Consider the following 17,320-nt stretch of genomic DNA (forward strand, 5'->3'; position numbering starts at 1 on the left):
CTATTCTCGATGATTTTGGCCCTCGTCTAACGGACTAATCAAATGACTGACCATGTATACAACGTGCTCTTCTTGTGCACGGGCAATTCCGCACGCTCAATTTTGGGCGAAGCAATTCTGAACAAGGACGGTGAAGGGCGTTTTCACGCCTATTCGGCTGGTAGTCAGCCAAAAGGCGACGTTCATCCTCTCGCAATCAAGGAGCTGGACGCTCTCGGCTATTCTACGGAGAACCTGAGTTCAAAAAGCTGGGACGTGTTTTCAGGTGCCGACGCCCCTCAGATGGATTTCATTTTCACGGTCTGTGACAACGCTGCCGGAGAAGCCTGCCCTGTCTGGATCGGACATCCGATGACAGCCCACTGGGGCATCGAAGACCCTGCCGCTGCCGAAGGAAATGACGCAGAAAAACAGCGCGCCTTTGCACAGGCGGCCCGCTTTCTGAAGAACCGGATATCGGCTTTCCTGAGCCTTCCCCACGCCACGATAGACCGCATGGCGCTGCAAAATCATCTGAAAGAAATCGGCACCATGGAAGGTAGCACACAGACAAATGTGGAGAATAACTGATGTCCACTTTCGAACGTTATCTGACTGTCTGGGTGGCGCTTTGCATAGTCGCCGGTGTCGCATTGGGGCATATATTCCCAGCATTCTTTCATCTGCTTGGCTCTGCCGAGGTCGCAAACGTCAATATCCCAGTCGCTGTGCTGATCTGGCTTATGATTATTCCGATGCTTCTGAAAATCGATTTCGGGGCGCTTAAGCAAGTCACAGAACATTGGCGCGGTATCGGTGTCACGCTATTTATCAACTGGGCCGTCAAACCATTCTCTATGGCGCTTCTCGGTTGGCTATTTATTGGCTGGCTGTTTCGCCCTCATCTGCCTGCAGACCAGATCGATTCCTACATTGCTGGGCTGATTATTCTGGCAGCGGCCCCTTGTACGGCAATGGTGTTCGTCTGGTCGAATTTGACGAAAGGCGAGCCGCATTTCACGCTGTCACAGGTCGCACTGAACGATGCGATCATGGTCATCGCATTTGCACCGATTGTTGGACTGCTTCTAGGTTTGTCTGCAATCACCGTGCCGTGGGATACGCTCGTAATTTCTGTCGTTCTTTACATTGTGATCCCCGTTATAATTGCGCAAGTCCTGCGCAGTGGCCTTCTTAAGGGCGGTGGACAGCAGTCCCTGACGCGCCTTCTGAATGCTCTCCAACCTATTTCTCTCCTAGCCCTTCTCGCTACCCTGATTTTGCTTTTCGGGTTTCAAGGAGAGCAGATCATCGCACAGCCCATGATCATTGCGATGCTGGCCGTCCCTATCCTCATCCAGGTCTATTTCAACTCTGGCCTCGCCTATCTGTTGAATCGCATTTCAGGCGAGCAACATTGCGTCGCCGGTCCCTCAGCGTTGATTGGCGCATCCAACTTCTTCGAGCTGGCAGTAGCAGCCGCAATCAGCCTTTTTGGCTTCTCATCTGGCGCGGCGCTCGCAACAGTGGTTGGCGTTCTTGTTGAAGTGCCCGTCATGCTCTCGGTCGTCTGGATCGTGAACCGCTCCAAGGGCTGGTACGAACGCGGTGCCAATCAAAAGCCAGTCACCGAAACAGGAAAACTCTGATGTCAGTTATGATCTATCACAATCCGAACTGTGGCACGTCTCGCAACACATTGGCCTTGATCCGTGCCAGCGGCGAAGAGCCTGTCGTCATCGAATATGTGCAAAATCCGCCTTCGCGAGAACGACTGGTCGAATTGCTTCAAGCAATGCAGATGACGCCTCGCCAACTCCTTCGCGAGAAAGGCACACCATATGCCGAACTGGGATTGTCCGATCCCAACTGGACCGATGATGAACTGGTCGACTTCATGATGGCGCATCCTATCCTGATCAATCGTCCAATCGTGGAAACGCCGCTTGGCACCAGACTATGCCGTCCGTCAGAACTGGTTCTCGATATTCTGGAAAACCCGGTGTCGTCATTCACCAAAGAGGACGGAGAAGTCATCACCCATGAAAGAAAGTCGCGCTGACATGGACCTGCCGAACCTCGATCAGAATTCCTTCGCATTGCCCGACCTGGATGCACTACGCGTCGACTTTCCAAAGCATAAGCCTCGTATCCTTTTGCTCTATGGCTCGCTTCGTGATCGTTCCTACAGTCGGTTTCTGACGCTGGAGGCGCAGCGCCTTCTCGATGCAATGGGCGCTGAAACGCGTGTCTTTCATGCCAATGGTCTTCCCTTGCCAGACGACGGTTCGGCAGAGCATCCGAAGGTTCAGGAATTGCGTGAGGCAATGCTTTGGTCAGAAGGGCAAGTCTGGACCAGTCCAGAACGTCATGGAGCCATGAGCGCCGTCATGAAATCGCAGATCGACTGGATTCCTTTGCCGGGTGGAGCAATTCGTCCGACGCAGGGCCGAACTCTGGCATTGATGCAAGTTTCAGGCGGATCGCAGAGCTTCAACGCCGTCAATCAGATGCGCATTCTGGGGCGCTGGATGCGAATGATCACCATTCCAAACCAGTCATCCGTCGCAAAGGCCTGGCAGGAATTTGACGACGCTGGACGGATGAAACCCTCATCATTCTATGATCGCGTGGTCGATGTGATGGAAGAACTGATGAAGTTTACACTTCTGACGCGTGGCATCTCGGATCATCTCACAGACCGATATAGCGAGCGCAAGGAAGAAGCGGCCAAACTCGAAAAGCGTGTTTCGTTGAAATCAATATGAATTCAGAAAAAGATTGAGCGTCTCGCAAGACATCCTGTTGCGCGAGCGCTCAATATGCCAGCCATTTTGAAACAAATGGGTCTGCTTCAGCGAAGTGACCCAGCTTCCGTTTCCTGCCCGGACGTACAGCAGCCATCTGGTTCCTCCACAGTCGCCTTAATGATCTGATCGCCCGCGCAACAGTCCTCCATCAGAAATTTGATGAGATCGGCCATGGATTGATAATTGGCGACATAGATGAGCGAGCGTGACTCACGCCGTTGCGATATCAATCCCGCCCTTTCCAGTTCTTTCAAATGAAAACTGACATTTGACGGAGATACGCCCATGCGTTCCGCAATTGCTCCTGCGGCCAGTCCCTCTCGTCCAGCAACGACCAATGTCCTGATAATGCCAAGACGCGTTTCCTGTGAGAGTGCTGCAAATGATAAAAGAGCTTGACGGTCATCCATATTTCAACAATCCTTGAATTATTGAATCGAGGATACCGAACATGAACGTAATCGACAAGAGCGTATCGCCTGAAATCAGCCTCGACGATCTCCTCAATGGATTGCAAGAAGCACCAGAGGCACCGTTGGTGTTCTTCTATGAGGGGCATCCAACGAAACCCGGCTATCATGTTACCGAAGTCAAGGCAGGTCAGTTCTCTGCTCTGGATTGTGGCGCTAATCCGGAAGCATGGTCAGAGATGTTTGTTCAGCTCTGGGACATAGATGAAGATGACAGAAGCCATATGCCAGCGGCGAAATTCGCGGCAATCATTCACAAAGTATCGAAGCACGTCCAGTTGGAACCCGGTGCCAGGCTCACATTTGAAGTCAGCGATGGAAAGCGGCCCATGGCACTTTATTACGCAACTGCACCGCTTCTGACCAAGGGTACCTTTGAAGTGGCTTTAACGGCACGTCCTTCCAGCTGCAAACCCAGAGATCGGTGGCTGGCAGAGCAAATAAAAGGAGCCAGTTCCTGCTGTGACCCAACTAACTCGCAATGTTGTGCATGATGCAGGTTTAGTTCTTTGACGCCGTTAAACTGTAAAACTATGGCGATAAAATCATCATGAGCGTCCAACGGCTTCCTATCGCCGCCATTGTCGGTCTAGGACTGACCCAGAATATTGGCTACGGCACATTATATTATTCCTTCAGCATTCTTGCGCCATCTATGGCGCAAGATTTCTCTGTTTCGAATGAATGGATATTCGGAGCGTTGTCGGTCGCTCTCCTGACGGGGGGCTTCCTGGCACCCTGGATGGGACGTCTCATTGATCGCCTCGGTGCAGGTCGCGTGATGACCGTTGGCTCAATAATAGCGGCCACTGCGTTGGTCGCCAGTGCCTTTTCACCCAATGCGGTCACATTCGCAGCAACCCTGACGCTTATCGAAGTGGCCGCGAACCTCGTGCAGTACGGCGCGGCCTTTGTTCTTCTGGTGCAACTTGCACCAACGGTTGCACAGCGCAGCATCACTTACCTGACTTTGATTGCAGGATTTGCCTCGACAATCTTTTGGCCGATCACCACCTCTCTTCAGCAATGGCTGACATGGCAGCAAATTTATCTGCTGTTCGCATGTCTTCACTTCGTTCTTTGTATGCCAGTTCACTTTTGGCTAGCGCGAAATCTCGCGTCGAAAGCACGTACAAGTTCGGCGAATGGATCGCGCACGATAACTGAAGGGACGCTGCCAAGGCTTTTTCGTCGGCGAGGTTTCATGTACCTGCTAATCGGTCTTTCGTTTCAATCGTTGATCGCAGCAGCTATCCTCGTTCATATGATTCCGATGTTGAAAGGCCTTGGTCTTGCAGGATCGGCAGCCTTGATAGGGGCGATGTTTGGTCCATCCCAGGTGACCAGCCGTCTGATAAACATGATCGGCGGCAAGAACCTTGCTCCGATCAAACTCGCGATCATTTCTTCCTCACTAATGGCGCTTGCAGTCACCTGCCTGATGCTCGGCGCTCCATTCATAGCTGCGGCGTTAATATTTGCCTGTCTGTTCGGCTTTGGTAACGGCCTCTTCAGTATAGTGTCAGGGACGCTGCCTCTTTCGCTGTTCGGAAGCGAAGGATATGGCGCAATGCAGGGTAAAATAATGTCGGCACGGCTTATTGTGTCAGCAATGGCTCCATTTGCGATGGCATTCGCAATGGGGCATTTGGGTGTAAAGGCGGCGCTCGCAATCGTTATTGCTTGTAGCGTATCCTCGCTCATTGCCTTCGGGTTATTGGTCCGACTGGAAAATGAGGCTGAAAAAGCCCGTTTAGCCAAGGTGGCGTTATAAGCCGTTTTGCAATTGATTGTCTTTGTAATGGTACATTGGCGGGGATAGGTAGCGTGACAATAAATCTGAATACTCCGGTACCCATGGATAGCCCGAAAATCGATCACGATGTGATCATAATCGGTGGAGGTCAAACCGGGCTTGCGGCTGCGTACTATCTCCGCCGTGCTGAGGTAGAATTCACTATCCTGGATGACGGCAATGAACCAGGCGGGGCATGGGTGCATGGATGGGATTCTCTGCGCCTTTTTTCGCCTGCCAGTTTCAGTTCGCTCCCTGGCTGGCTGATGCCTCCCAGTCGGGAATCAGATGGTTATCCTACGCGCGATGAAGTGATCAGCTACCTTCAGCGTTATGAGGAACGCTATAAGCTTCCTGTCGAACGCCCACACAAGGTAGAATCTGTCACCCGTGAAAATGATATTCTTCGGGCTACATTGGCGGATGGATCGAGCCGAACCTGTCGTGCGGTTATCAGTGCCACTGGGACATGGTCGAAACCGTTTGTCCCCGACTACCCCGGCAAGGACCTGTTCTCAGGCGTTCAAATTCATTCTGCACATTATGAAACTGCCGATGATTTTGCTGGCCAGCGTGTGCTTATTGTTGGCGGAGGCAATTCAGGGGCACAAATTCTCGCTGATTTAAGTACCGTCGCAGAAACAATTTGGGTGACACTGACGCCGCCAGTGTTTCTGCCTGACGAAATTGACGGCCGAGTGCTTTTTGAAAACGCCAGTGCACGCGTACGGGGAGATGTCGACGCCAATACGACAATTGGGGACATTATTATGGTCTCTCCGGTAAAAGCCGCGCGCGACCGAGGCGTATTGAACGCCGTACGCCCCTTTAAGCAATTTACAGAAGATGGTGTCGTTTGGGCTGACCAAACAGAGACCAAAATCGACGCGGTAATCTGGTGCACAGGATTTCGTCCTGCAACGAATCACCTGAAACCCCTCGGCGTTGTTGAACCGGACGGACGGGTTCAAGTCATTGAACAACGATCCATTAAAGAACCTGGTTTGTGGCTTGCTGGTTATGGCAACTGGACTGGTGCGGCATCTGCGACATTAATCGGTGCAGGTCGGACAGCTCGCGAATTTGTACCGCGATTGGTCGCAGATCTAATTGGTTCGTCGGGATAGTCCTTTATCTGAGTTCCTGTTTTGTTCTATACCTAGTGCATGACAAGCACGATTAAAACACTTGGACAGGCTTCACGGCATCGATTGTTCGTAAAGGCCGAGTGCCGTACCTGCAAACGGAGTGCCCGGTTTCTGGCCAGCGATCTCGCATCGATCTTTGGCCACGGAAGCAACCCCTATACCCTCAAGTTTAAATGCACGACCTGCGACTCCACCAATTGTAATTCGACATTGGAATGGCCAGATTTTGAACGTACTCACGAGCATTACGTTTGGCGGCCCATAAAAATTAAGGGCGGCGATTTTTTATGAAAAAGCTAAAATAAATTAAAGTTTATGAAGGCCAGCTTTTCGGCATTATTAAACCGAAGCCCTTGGATTTATCTCTATAAATAAAGGTTACACCTTTTCGTTCCAGAGCTGATTGGATTTTCCGCTGAGTTTCAATTTTTACGCCTGCATTTCTTTCAAAGCTTCCGATAGTCCGCACGCTTACCCCCGCTTCTGCGGCGAGCTCTTCTCGACTTAAATCGAGTGCGAGTCTTGCGGCTCGCAAAAGTGCAATCGGTATATCCATCCTTTTCTTTTAATTCAGGGAGTATGCAACTGCTACACCCCCTAATTTGCCTTAAATCGGTATTTATTTGCCATATTTAGGAATTTAATTGCCTATTTCTGGCAATTCTGACATAAGCTGGATTATCGCTCACACAGACACCGAATCAGTGAGTTAAAGATTTGATGATTAGGCGGATTGCCCCTTTTTGTCCGTCGATGACGTCATCGTTTAAACTGGTTTCACATCGAATTTGGCGCATGTAGCCCATGTGCCGGACAGGAGAACTTATGCCTGAAAACTCCCCAATCGGTCATGTTATTCTTATGAAAAATGAAGTTCCACGACGGCATCCAGGACGTGGATTGAATGCGGCATTGCAGCTAAGTGAACTTCACAATCGCATTAACAAGCAAGAACGCGATCCTCAGAGTACGGAGCGTGTCGACGAATATTTTCGTTACGCAATCTGGAGCGAAGGAGAAAAAATCATTGGTTACCTTGAGAGTATAATTTCGGTCGCTGATGAAAGAACTTCCACGACAACGTCAGGAATTCCAATATCATCCAGTAGCATGAGAAAATTGGTGGGCGCTCTTTCGGAAGAAGCCGAGGGCATTATGCACTATCAGCCTTCTCTGACGCCGACTTATTTATCAGGCGGCTTTGCATTCGATCTCATCGTTTACGATTTGCAACAAAAATGCTTGCGTTATATTCATATCGCCTACGGTATTGGCGCTGAACGAATTGCGCTAATTCAGTACGAAGAAGACAAGGCGAGGCTCGCAGGCTTTTTGCCTCGCTTGGCGGCACAGTACTTTGGCGTTGAGATAGAACGAACAGAGTTCGTCATTATAGATCCGTTACTCAGCGAGACAAAATATCTGGAAGGCGTTTGGGCGCTTCACGATTTAGACCAGCTAACTGGTAGACCGGGTACCGCACAACACGCGCTGGAAATTCAGAGACAGCAACGGCACATGCTGAGCTTTTGGTTTAGTAACAGCATTTCCACTGATGAGACGGAACAACATCGAAAGATCGATTCGATCATCAATCGGCTGGCGCTTGAAGAACTGACACGAGCGAAACCATTGCAATTCCACACACTCGTTCCAGATCAAGCCCAGTAAGCGGGGCTCCTGAGCCATTCTCCGACTGTTGCATGTTCCACGCTGAACGGTTCAGCATTTGCTCGCAACATTAATCAAACACGTTGAACAAGAAACGCCATTCCACGGGCGCGTTGTAGCGCGCCCGAATGGCCCCTCATTTCTTCATTCTTCAGGATCTTATTATGGCTGTCATAATCAAAAACGGAAAATACAATCGCGAACAACTGGAAATCGAAATCGATATGCTGAAGGCCTTGGTCACGGATCTTGAACGCATATTCAACGGTGAACATCCAGATGAGCGCCAACTTTCAAATTCTCCAGCAATAACTTGCTGGAAGCTCAGCGCACGCCGCGCAACTTGCTTAGAGGGTGTATTATTCGAACATCCTCGGCTCGGACAAATCGTGCCTAATGGCATCACTTCAGAACTTTGGCTTCTCGATCTCGACAGAAACTACGCTCGCACATTCAGCCGCTTTTACCGACTGGGCCAAAAAGACATCGGTAATTGAGAAAAACGTACATCGTGCTGCACGTCATCAACTGAATTCGCAGTTTGAATTTTTCTGCGGGTCAGTCGAGGAACGTGAGCGCCTGTCATAGACAGGTTTGGCATGAAAACTGTCGGCAATTGCGGACAACAAAGGGGATAAGGGAATGAAACTTTGGATCTGGTCTGACGTCCACCATGAACTGCAAGAAGTCGACTATCCGTCGCGTGAGAACGCGCCAGAATGCGATTTGATAATAATCGCTGGCGATCTCAACGCAGCGCCTGATCTTCACATCACGTTAGAATTCTTGATCAGACGCTTTGAAAAGCCGATTATTTATGTGCCTGGAAATCATGAATTCTACCAAAACAAGTGGCTCATAAATGATCGAGAACGCTCGCTTGAAAGCGACAGGCAGACCATCAAGGCAATCGAAACCCTTTCTCTGCAATGGCCGCAGCGGTTTTACTGCCTTGATCAAGACGAGGTGATTATCGACAACATTCGATTTATTGGCGCGAGCCTATGGGTCGATTTTCAGATGAACCTCTCTAAGAAGTCTGATCTGGCGCAGCGTATGCAAGAAGCGCGGGCAATACTGAATGACTTCCGTGCCATCCATATGGGAAATGGGAGGCCATTCACGCCAGAGGATATGCTCGATCTACACCTTTCAGATGCCGCTTACATTCGACAAAAGCTAGCAGAACCATTTGATGGCAGCACAGTAGTTCTGACACATCACATGCCACACTCCGATTGCACACCACCAGTCTATACACACTCAATCGGCAACTATTTGTTTGCGTGCGGATCAGATGCCTTCGATGACATCCTTCACTCCGAACGAGCACCTGCGCTGTGGATTTGCGGGCATACACATCATGCATTCGACGTGCAGATTGGCCGAAGTCGGATTATTTGCAATCCATTTGGCTATAGATGGGAACAGGGGCTGAACGGATTTTGGTGGGGTTTGGTGATCAGTACAGAATGAGCAGTATATTATGAGCACAAACTACGCCACATTTTGAAGCAGACTATTCGCCATGGAAAGTTAGTCATCTAAGGATTCAAACGCACTTGCAAGCGAACGAAGCGATTCTGCCGCCGCCTTTTTCTCGCCTTGCCTAATTAAACTGGCAATGCGAGATAACTCAGTGTCGCTTTTGAGTAAGCGTGTTTCCTGAACACCTAGCAAGCGCCTTTCGCGCTGAGCGCCGTTTTCCTTGTTCTTCTGATATGTTGGTGAGAGATCCACACGGCGCTTCAACAGTACCTGCAAATATGGTCTTAAAGATTCAATTGAACTATGCCCCATCATTTCTTGCGCCATGGTAAGAGCAGTCTCATGCCAGTTTGATGTTCCGCCAACCGCTATCCCGGCATCTTGAAGTGCGTCCAGCGCTGCCTCGACCATATTCTGCGCGAACTTTGCTCTCAGTCGATGGATGTTTGCATTCTCGACGCCTGCCGCTCTAAAAATCTTTCCTACGATCCTAGTAACACTATCAGTTGAAAGCACCCGTCCTTTTTCCGAGAGAAACACGTATTTACAATCACCACGCTGTCTCCCGCAGATTTGAGCCGCTAGCTCCGCACGTTCTGTTTTTATATATACGATGGTACGGCGGATCAGATCCGATGAGGGCCGCAAAACTCCTCTTTTTTCTTTACCTCCCTTGCGTTTGACCGATATCGGCCAGAAATCCATCTCGTGCATCCTTCGCAACTCATCATCAGTCTGAGGGAGGTCCGATAAGCGGAGCTGCAGTATCTCGTGATTGCGGCCTCCTGTATCAAGGGCCCACGAAAGCAACAATGAGTTGCGGGCCCCATGTCGGAGATCATCAATCGCTATATCAAAAATACTGTCAATCTGATCGGCGGTCGGCGTGTGCCTTTTATTATGACTGGAGGTGACACCGGTCGTAAAAACTGACGTCCGCCAAGTAGTCGTGATCAAACCGTTTCTTCGTTGTTGAACTCTTCTACTGGAGATCGGAAACTTAAAGCTTTTCAAATGGTCGGGGAGAAATTGTCGTTCAACGATCTCCACATGATCCTTGAGCCTACCAGTTTCCTCCGCCCACCTATAGAAATCATATACTGTATTGATAGAACTATTAATGCGCCGTGCTCCCAGCCCATCTAATTTCATTTCAGCAAGCCAAGCACGTAGAGTATCGTCGTTCACGTCATCCCAACGATGATTATTTCGATCTCTAAAATTAACAAACTTGCGATATACTTTTGCGTATTCTTCTACGGTACTGAAAGGTCTATTGCGCTTTATTGCAATGTTGCGCAGCCAATCTGAAGCGATAGCATCGATGCCGGATGGCCAGACCAGCGTAGGAATGCGATACTCGATTCCATCGAACTTCACTATTGAAGCAATTATTCGTCCCGTTTGTACAGTCTTTCTAAAAGATAGGATTTTGCTATCCGTTGCTTCGCAATAACCATCTTTCTCATAATCGCGTTCACGTACAGCGGCATCCCGCGAGTCATCTAGATTGGCGAGGTAATCATATTCAAAACGGCTCATTCGTTCTTGTAGCGATGACATTCGGCTAAGCTTGCTTTCGCTGATCCCCAGCGCCTTTGCAAGACTCGCTCGATGAAGCTTACCATTGAACTTAGGCGCGTGCCCGCGAAGCAAGTAGGTTTCAAGGATTCCTTCCAGCAGACCGAGATTATCCGACATCATTTGGTCTCAGAAGACGAATTGAACCGTCGCGACTTGCCAATTCTCTACGCGCCTCGGAAAGCTGGACTTCTAGCGCCGAATTTTTATCCGCCAATAATCGATTACTCAACTCCAGATGTTCAATTTTTGCACTGGCTTTTCGCAATGCTTCCCGCTCTTCGTGCCATTGCGAAGTGACCTTAGCCAACAAGATCTCGTTTTCACGAAGCTTGGTTTGGGCAAGGACGCGTCTGCTTGACTCAGATCGATAGTGAGGTGTTCTGTTAGACCTCTGAGGTTTCAACGACTTGAGAAGCTCGTCGATTTCTTTCACGTCGTCGCCCCACAAGCGATGTGTCTTCGTAAAGTCACGCTTGGAACCGATTTTCTCAATACCAAGATCAGGTTTTTCCCACTCTCTGATTTTGTTTAAGCTTGTTGGCAACTTAACGTCCGACGGAAATCCTGTTCTCGACCACTCCTGCAACAGATACTTAATCCGGAGTATTCGGTTATGAACAGATGTTTTCGCGTCTCTATTCATATAAGAACCTAACTTGGCCGCTTTGCTCGAAAAGCTTGTAAAGAGGCGAGATTAGCTGTTTGTAGTTCGCCAAATAGCGTGATGGATTCGTTCGGCTCGCTCACTGATAATTCATCAATCACTCGTTTGATGTAATCTCTATTATGGGGTGTCGTGAGTTCCCAGGGGCATCCGCCGCAAACGGTCGGACCTGCGTTTGCGAATCTTGGGCCAAAGTGACTAGCTGGCGCAGAATCCATCCGTCTGCAGGAAGCTTTCGACGCCCCTTTTTCTGTGTTTGGACACGCACAAATCACCCATGGCTTCGGTGTAAAAATATAATGCTGGCGGTCCATGATGCGAAGCGTCATTTCTATGATCTCCTCCTCAACAACAACCAAAGAACCGTAAAACTTCTCAACCAGTTTCTTAGCCGTTTTCTTCAAGCGGTCACCAACCGCACCAGAATAAGAAGTGTCACCGGTTGCAATTGCGGTTGCAAGTTTCTTCTTAAACCCCCATTCTTCATTCAGCCATATTGCACTCAATTCAGGATCGAGAGTCAGATACGACCGCGTCATTTCCAAGTTAAAATGCCGTAAATGATGGGACAGTGCCTCAATACTGCCCTGATATCTGTAAAGAAATAGAACCGCGAAGAATCTGCGAAACTGCCTTGTTTGCCAATGCCATTCACGCGAAGTTTCTTCAGAGTCTAAGTATGAACAAGCATTCACCGAACTTGCAAAGTTATCAAGAGTCAAATGGATGTGAAAATGCGATACTCTATTTAGTATCGGATCAAAAAATCTGAACAACGGATCGGTGGGCGCTAGATTACATTGAAAATCCAGATTTTGCATAGACTTGACTGCCTTAGCAACAATATTGGGAACCGGTATCCAAGTCTTTTTCTTATGGTTTTTAACGATAAAAACCTTCATCCACCAGCCGAATTGGTCATTACCAGCAAGGCAATCTCGCTCAATTAGCCGAATCTCTTCTGTCCGCCGAGCCGTGAATGCAGCTATTAGAACATAACATGCTGATGCAAATTTTATTAACTGCTTTCTCGCGGCAATGGCTTCGAAATGCTTATAGTTACCGTTCAGACGACCCAATACCGACGTCTTGTAATCAGAAAGGGCAATATCGGCCGTGCCCGTTATTACAATGACACTTTCTTCCAGCAGTTTCAGAACCAGATTTATTGGTGCAATGGGCACCTTTGTGGCTGATCTGCCGAGCGTTTTTGCTGCTGCATCAACGCCATTTGGAAAAGGTTTAAAAAGAAGACCTTCGGCTCGCATGAACTGTCGGAAAACAAATAATGCTTCAATAACTGTAAAATAAGATCTTAAGCGAGTCTCTGTTAACATCTCGTCAAAATACTGCGGGCGTTGCGGAAGTTTGTTTCCGTTTAGCCTTTCAGCTGCATATTCGAACTCAAAATTTAGCTTCGGAGTTCTCCATTTCGGCAGATTACACGCAGCAATCACAGCATCTCGCTCGAACTCTCTGCCTTTACGAAATTTGTTCGGAATACTTTCCCACGTATCATAGCGGGATAAGAACGTGCGGACTTTCTTCGATGCTCCATAAACGCGATCAGCCCCAAAGGCCGCCGCACCCATCATCTCTTCGATATCGAGAGCGCTCAGTTCTGCAAAAGATGATCGTTGACGTTCGACCACCCAATAGCAAAGTTGAACGACTATTGAAAAATAATTGCGATGCGTAAATACATCTGTAAAACTAGTGTAGATATCTTCACGTAACCAGAACACCAATTCCTTTGCCGTTTGATATAGCCGTGTATGTTCAGAAAGCAGCTTTCCATCGGCCATAGGCACTGCAAAGTCCAACTCTCGCGTCTTATTTTGACCACCTGAATCATGGACTTTCCAGCAATCACATTCATAAGGTGTACCTGCATCTAACCACGCCCGAATACGATCTGACCCTAGTAAATGCTGATGAAGTGTGTTTGGAGAAGTACCTGACATTTCACCACGGTTTCTTAGGAAGAAAATCAGGGGAATTCATAATCTTGTCCGCTAAGCGGCCTGCATCTCGCCAAATTCTCCGAAATTTGAATTTCATTCTCGCTTCGACGGCGTCAACGAAACAGAGCCAAGGAAGCCAAACTGCCTCCCAGCGCTCTGGATGGTCTCTTAACCAGTCTCCTTCAACGTCTCTAAGAGTCAATTGCCAGATTCGAAGAAGTGCTATTTCTTCCACTTTTGCCAAGAGAATAAGTTGCGGACAATCATAACAATCGAGCGTCGTACAACGCAATCCCTGAGCTCCGGGCTTACCAGCCGGATCGCGGCACAATGTACCCAACCCTGTCCTGGCGATGGAGTCGAGAACCTTGGCAAACTCTTGAGCTTCAACGCCTAGTATAATGTGGGCGCTCTCTATGTTCTGTACCGCCAAGGTCTCATAGAATCGGTTGAAAAGCGCAATTTCACTGTCATGCATCAACAGGAGTGGGTATCGACCTGTGTAACGTTGATTAACGTGCTCACCGTGTTGTCCTAACGTAACGCTTGTTCTCACCCGTCCGTCTTCTTCCAAAGCCGCCAACAAAAGAACAGTTGGCCTCAACATACCCGGGGTGATGCGAAGGTCATGAAGTTCAGGTACCGTGGAAATGAGCTTTTTGAAGAACACACGAAACCATTCGTCGGGCATAAGCTGAAAAGTAGTGTTCGTGCGTAGCACGTGGAACATGCCAGCATTTTCCGGGGAAATAGGTATTTTATGATTTCGGCGGACGTCTGCCAGCCAAAGTAAAGCCTTTGCAGCAGGACAATTTGCTGGGATCTCTGAGTATATTGGTTTTCCACCAGCTTTGATCTTGGAAGAATTCAAGCTGATGTAACCGGCCTCTGGGCTGGGCCTAATGGTGTCGGCAGGCATTACTCGACCGACCACAGGGTTCGCACCTGTTTGAATTAGATAAAGCACCAATGCGGCACCAAACGCTTCAGGTGAAGGCCACAATGACGCCTGCAAGTCAACGAACCCGTCGTTCTCCAATGCTCGCTTCTTTAAGAATGAATATTCAGGTTCGGTAACAGTTTTGCTTGTCGGGACGAGACAATCAAATCTAACTTCCAAAAGTTTCAGCAGGTTCGCCTTTGCTTGATCAGGTGCATCAAGAGGAAACCATTTTCGAAGCCTCTTCCTGTACGCAGCTTTTCCTTCGCGGACCATGGTTAGCATCCGCCAATCCTTAGAACAGTCGCGCCCAACAGAGATGTGCTGCTGTCCTCTCTCATAAGTATCCTTGTAGAATTCAAACTTTTGCAGTGCTGCAGTCTCAATTAACTCCAGTCTGCGACGCATCAAATTTCTTATTATTTCTGCCGGATTATTTCCACGCTCGATGTCTCTTTTGCCAAGTTCCGATCTGAGACTATGAACAAAGGCGCTTTGTTCACGGGCATCAACCTCGATGCCTTTGGCAGCGCCAGCTTGACTAAGCATTTCCGTAGCAAAAAGTAGGTAGTCGTCCGCACTCGTCTCGTTATTCCGATTTACGGAAGCTAGTTTGTTTTTGGCTTCAGCCAATGTTGGATAATGCCCGGATGCTTTTGGACGTCTGGATCTGAATGAAATTGGTATGTGCGCTACCAATCCCTCGGTTGCCATTGCCTGAAGAAGATTTTGCACGTGAAATACATTTTTGCAGGAAGGAGTTCCAAGGAGCCATGAATTGTAAGATAGAAGTGCTTCTAGCCAGTCGGATTGGCTTGAGTGTACACCATCGTTCACATTCTTAAATACTCTACGGACTACCTCAGTTTTTGTTTCTGCAAACCAACTGAGAAATTGAACGGTCGCTAAGTATGCCTCCTCAACACTAGTTTTTGGTCTTTCGCAAAATGTATTCTGAAAAACTTGTACAATTCTTTGGAGGAGGCCACCGTTCCACCCCTTATCAACCAAATTGCTAAACAGAAATACTCTCCCATGAAAAAATCCGGTGAGACCTTCCGCTCGCAATTCTTTCTCGTATTTTGCTTCTGCTTCACTGATTAAATCGACAAGGGGTGGTTGTCTTAATCTATGTTTTGAAATCCCTATCGCCTTGCCAATCTTCGCGCAATCGAAGGAAAGACCGTTCTTGTGAATTTCCTTGTTCCCATCAGCCAGAAAAGCCTTAAGCCGTTCTAAGGAAGCCACAACATCTCGACGTTTGTAGTCAATAGCTTTAACATGGGCATCAGCAGTTCGATAAAAATCGATCAGCTGCGGAAATCGATCCATAATGGACGTTACTGCCTTGATACCAGCTAGATCGCCAATCTGTTTTCGGTCAACCTTTCCGTTACGGACATTTAAAGTACCGCCCTCAATAAGTTTTTGGACGACGGCTTCCATACGTGGAATGGCAGCATCGATGGGATGTAAAATTCCGATCTTATTCTCGTAAGTTTCGAGAATATCTCTATGTGGTGTCAGATATGAACCATGTACTCCCAGCATGCGGGCAAGCTGATTTCGCGCGATTTTTCCATATCTGTTTCGTGGAATGGTGCCTTGGCAATAAAGTTGCGACAGCAACGTTTCCAATCTGTCACGTAAAGACATGCCTCACCTGTTGTCCCGGCATCACTCTCCTGACTGTGCGTGAGTCAATTCTGCGAATGATCACAGTCAGGTTGAGCGCTAAACTAAACCGCGACTGGAGCTTGGATTGCCGGATGAGGATCATAGCCAGTTACGATGAAGTCACTGATTTTATAGTCGTCAATACTATCGGGTTTACGAGCAAATTCGAGCTTAGGGAACGGCTTTGGTTGCCTAGATATGATTGTTTCGGCTAGATGAATGTGGTCAAGGTATAGGTGGACGTCTCCGCCAGTCCAAATCAACTCTCCAGGCAACATGTCAACTTGTTGAGCCACCATTGCGAGTAATGCCGCCTGTTGCGCGACATTAAATGGATTGCCCAAGCCCATGTCACTTGAACGCTGAGTTACCATCAACGAAAGCCGCGCCGGAGCCATACCATCAATACCAGAGGCAAAAAATTGATAAGTCATATGGCACGGAGATAATGCCATCTGTTTCAATTCAGGCACGTTCCATGCATGAAACAACATTCGACGACTCGCTGGATCTTTTCTCAGCAGCTCAATAACCTCAGCAAGCTGGTCATACTCTGTCCCGTCCGCTGCTCGCCAACGACGCCATTGCTTTCCGTATACCGGTCCCAAATCCCCCCACTCATTGGCGAAGTCTTCATCCAAAAGAATTTTGGTCTCGAACTCTTCTTGAGATAATGAAGAACCCGTAGCTTTTCGATACTTCGCCAAAGGCCAATCTGACCAAATCCGAACATTCTCCTGTAACAATGTGCGAATATTGGTTTGCCCCGACAGAAACCATAGCATCTCTTTAACAGCAGTCTTCCAATATACGCGCTTAGTCGTGTAGACGGGAAAACTGCCGTCAGACATGTCGAAACGCATCATCGAACCGAACACTGCCAATGTCCCGGTACCTGTCCTGTCCATACGCCTGTCACCGTGCTGTAATAACTGGCGAAGGATATTGATATACTGGAACTCGGGATGATTGCTCATTTTTTCCGTCTTCTGTTATTTGATCCGATTGTGCTTAACGAGGCCGATAAGTGCAATACCGCTCAGTCGCGCAAAAAATAATTTGAATGTCGTTTTCGTTTCCTGTTGCGGTACCGGTACCATACGATCCGCGAAGAAAACCTTTTTCTTTCA

General features: G+C 48.5%; 17 protein-coding genes. 10 read left to right on the forward strand and 7 right to left on the reverse strand.

The features are described 5' to 3' along the window. The first annotated feature begins 42 nt into the window (after positions 1–42). From MKS82_RS15560 to arsH, 4 genes are read left to right on the forward strand one after another with little or no spacing between them, the layout of a single operon-like run. Positions 43–570 carry an arsenate reductase ArsC gene (locus MKS82_RS15560; RefSeq protein ID WP_024897566.1) on the forward strand — a complete coding sequence of 176 codons (528 nt, stop codon included), beginning with the start codon at positions 43–45 and terminating at the stop codon, positions 568–570. Beyond that, on the forward strand, positions 570–1,628 hold the full coding sequence (arsB, locus tag MKS82_RS15565; RefSeq protein ID WP_024897567.1) for an ACR3 family arsenite efflux transporter: 1,059 nt from the start codon (positions 570–572) through the stop codon (positions 1,626–1,628). The genes MKS82_RS15560 and arsB overlap by 1 nt, the downstream gene beginning before the upstream one ends. Next, positions 1,628–2,041 carry an arsenate reductase (glutaredoxin) gene (arsC, locus tag MKS82_RS15570; protein WP_024897568.1) on the forward strand — a complete coding sequence of 138 codons (414 nt, stop codon included), beginning with the start codon at positions 1,628–1,630 and terminating at the stop codon, positions 2,039–2,041. Before arsB ends, arsC begins: the two co-directional genes overlap by 1 nt. Further along, positions 2,022–2,747: an arsenical resistance protein ArsH gene (gene arsH, locus MKS82_RS15575; protein ID WP_024897569.1), complete on the forward strand. Its 726-nt coding sequence runs from the start codon at positions 2,022–2,024 to the stop codon at positions 2,745–2,747. Before arsC ends, arsH begins: the two co-directional genes overlap by 20 nt. 86 nt (positions 2,748–2,833) lie before the next feature. On the opposite strand, the gene MKS82_RS15580 is transcribed toward arsH, so the two are convergent. Further along, positions 2,834–3,199: an ArsR/SmtB family transcription factor gene (locus MKS82_RS15580; RefSeq protein WP_024897570.1), complete on the reverse strand. Its 366-nt coding sequence runs from the start codon at positions 3,197–3,199 to the stop codon at positions 2,834–2,836. A gap of 41 nt (positions 3,200–3,240) precedes the next feature. Here MKS82_RS15580 and MKS82_RS15585 point away from each other — a divergent pair, with 41 nt between their 5' ends. Genes MKS82_RS15585 through MKS82_RS15595 form a run of 3 tightly spaced genes read left to right on the forward strand, consistent with a single transcriptional unit; the run spans position 3,241 to position 6,181 of the window. Next, positions 3,241–3,753 carry a DUF6428 family protein gene (locus MKS82_RS15585; RefSeq protein WP_024897571.1) on the forward strand — a complete coding sequence of 171 codons (513 nt, stop codon included), beginning with the start codon at positions 3,241–3,243 and terminating at the stop codon, positions 3,751–3,753. A gap of 56 nt (positions 3,754–3,809) precedes the next feature. Beyond that, positions 3,810–5,033, forward strand: a complete 1,224-nt coding sequence (arsK, locus tag MKS82_RS15590) for an arsenite efflux MFS transporter ArsK (RefSeq protein ID WP_024897572.1) — start codon at positions 3,810–3,812, stop codon at positions 5,031–5,033. 53 nt (positions 5,034–5,086) lie between these two features. Then, positions 5,087–6,181, forward strand: coding sequence for an ArsO family NAD(P)H-dependent flavin-containing monooxygenase (locus MKS82_RS15595; RefSeq protein WP_240578983.1), 1,095 nt, complete (start codon positions 5,087–5,089; stop codon positions 6,179–6,181). A 334-nt stretch (positions 6,182–6,515) separates the two neighbouring features. On the opposite strand, the gene MKS82_RS15600 is transcribed toward MKS82_RS15595, so the two are convergent. Continuing rightward, positions 6,516–6,758 (reverse strand): helix-turn-helix domain-containing protein, encoded by a 243-nt coding sequence (locus MKS82_RS15600; RefSeq protein ID WP_084486796.1) that lies wholly within the window; start codon positions 6,756–6,758, stop codon positions 6,516–6,518. A 269-nt stretch (positions 6,759–7,027) separates the two neighbouring features. On the opposite strand from MKS82_RS15600, the gene MKS82_RS15605 reads away from it, so the two are divergent. From MKS82_RS15605 to MKS82_RS15615, 3 genes are all read left to right on the forward strand, one after another. Continuing rightward, a complete protein-coding gene (locus MKS82_RS15605; RefSeq protein WP_024897574.1) occupies positions 7,028–7,873 on the forward strand; it encodes a hypothetical protein in 846 nt (281 codons plus the stop codon). A 164-nt stretch (positions 7,874–8,037) separates the two neighbouring features. After that, entirely contained in the window at positions 8,038–8,370 is a 333-nt protein-coding gene (locus tag MKS82_RS15610) for a hypothetical protein (RefSeq protein WP_235909067.1), read from the forward strand. A gap of 145 nt (positions 8,371–8,515) precedes the next feature. Beyond that, a complete protein-coding gene (locus MKS82_RS15615; protein WP_024897577.1) occupies positions 8,516–9,349 on the forward strand; it encodes a metallophosphoesterase in 834 nt (277 codons plus the stop codon). Positions 9,350–9,409: 60 nt separating this feature from the next. On the opposite strand, the gene MKS82_RS15620 is transcribed toward MKS82_RS15615, so the two are convergent. The 5 genes from MKS82_RS15620 to thyA form a co-directional block, all read right to left on the reverse strand. Then, positions 9,410–11,065, reverse strand: coding sequence for a tyrosine-type recombinase/integrase (locus tag MKS82_RS15620; RefSeq protein ID WP_211692521.1), 1,656 nt, complete (start codon positions 11,063–11,065; stop codon positions 9,410–9,412). After that, positions 11,052–11,588 (reverse strand): hypothetical protein, encoded by a 537-nt coding sequence (locus MKS82_RS15625; protein ID WP_024899685.1) that lies wholly within the window; start codon positions 11,586–11,588, stop codon positions 11,052–11,054. Before MKS82_RS15625 ends, MKS82_RS15620 begins: the two co-directional genes overlap by 14 nt. A gap of 8 nt (positions 11,589–11,596) precedes the next feature. Beyond that, positions 11,597–13,573, reverse strand: coding sequence for a site-specific integrase (locus MKS82_RS15630; RefSeq protein WP_211692523.1), 1,977 nt, complete (start codon positions 13,571–13,573; stop codon positions 11,597–11,599). Between the two features lies 1 nt (position 13,574). After that, complete coding sequence (locus tag MKS82_RS15635; RefSeq protein WP_240578984.1) at positions 13,575–16,169, reverse strand: hypothetical protein; 2,595 nt, start codon at positions 16,167–16,169, stop codon at positions 13,575–13,577. Between the two features lie 83 nt (positions 16,170–16,252). Further along, complete coding sequence (gene thyA, locus MKS82_RS15640) at positions 16,253–17,167, reverse strand: thymidylate synthase (RefSeq protein ID WP_024899621.1); 915 nt, start codon at positions 17,165–17,167, stop codon at positions 16,253–16,255. Positions 17,168–17,320 lie beyond the last annotated feature (153 nt).

This window comes from Ochrobactrum sp. A-1 (assembly GCF_022488005.1).
In the GTDB taxonomy this organism is placed as follows: domain Bacteria; phylum Pseudomonadota; class Alphaproteobacteria; order Rhizobiales; family Rhizobiaceae; genus Brucella.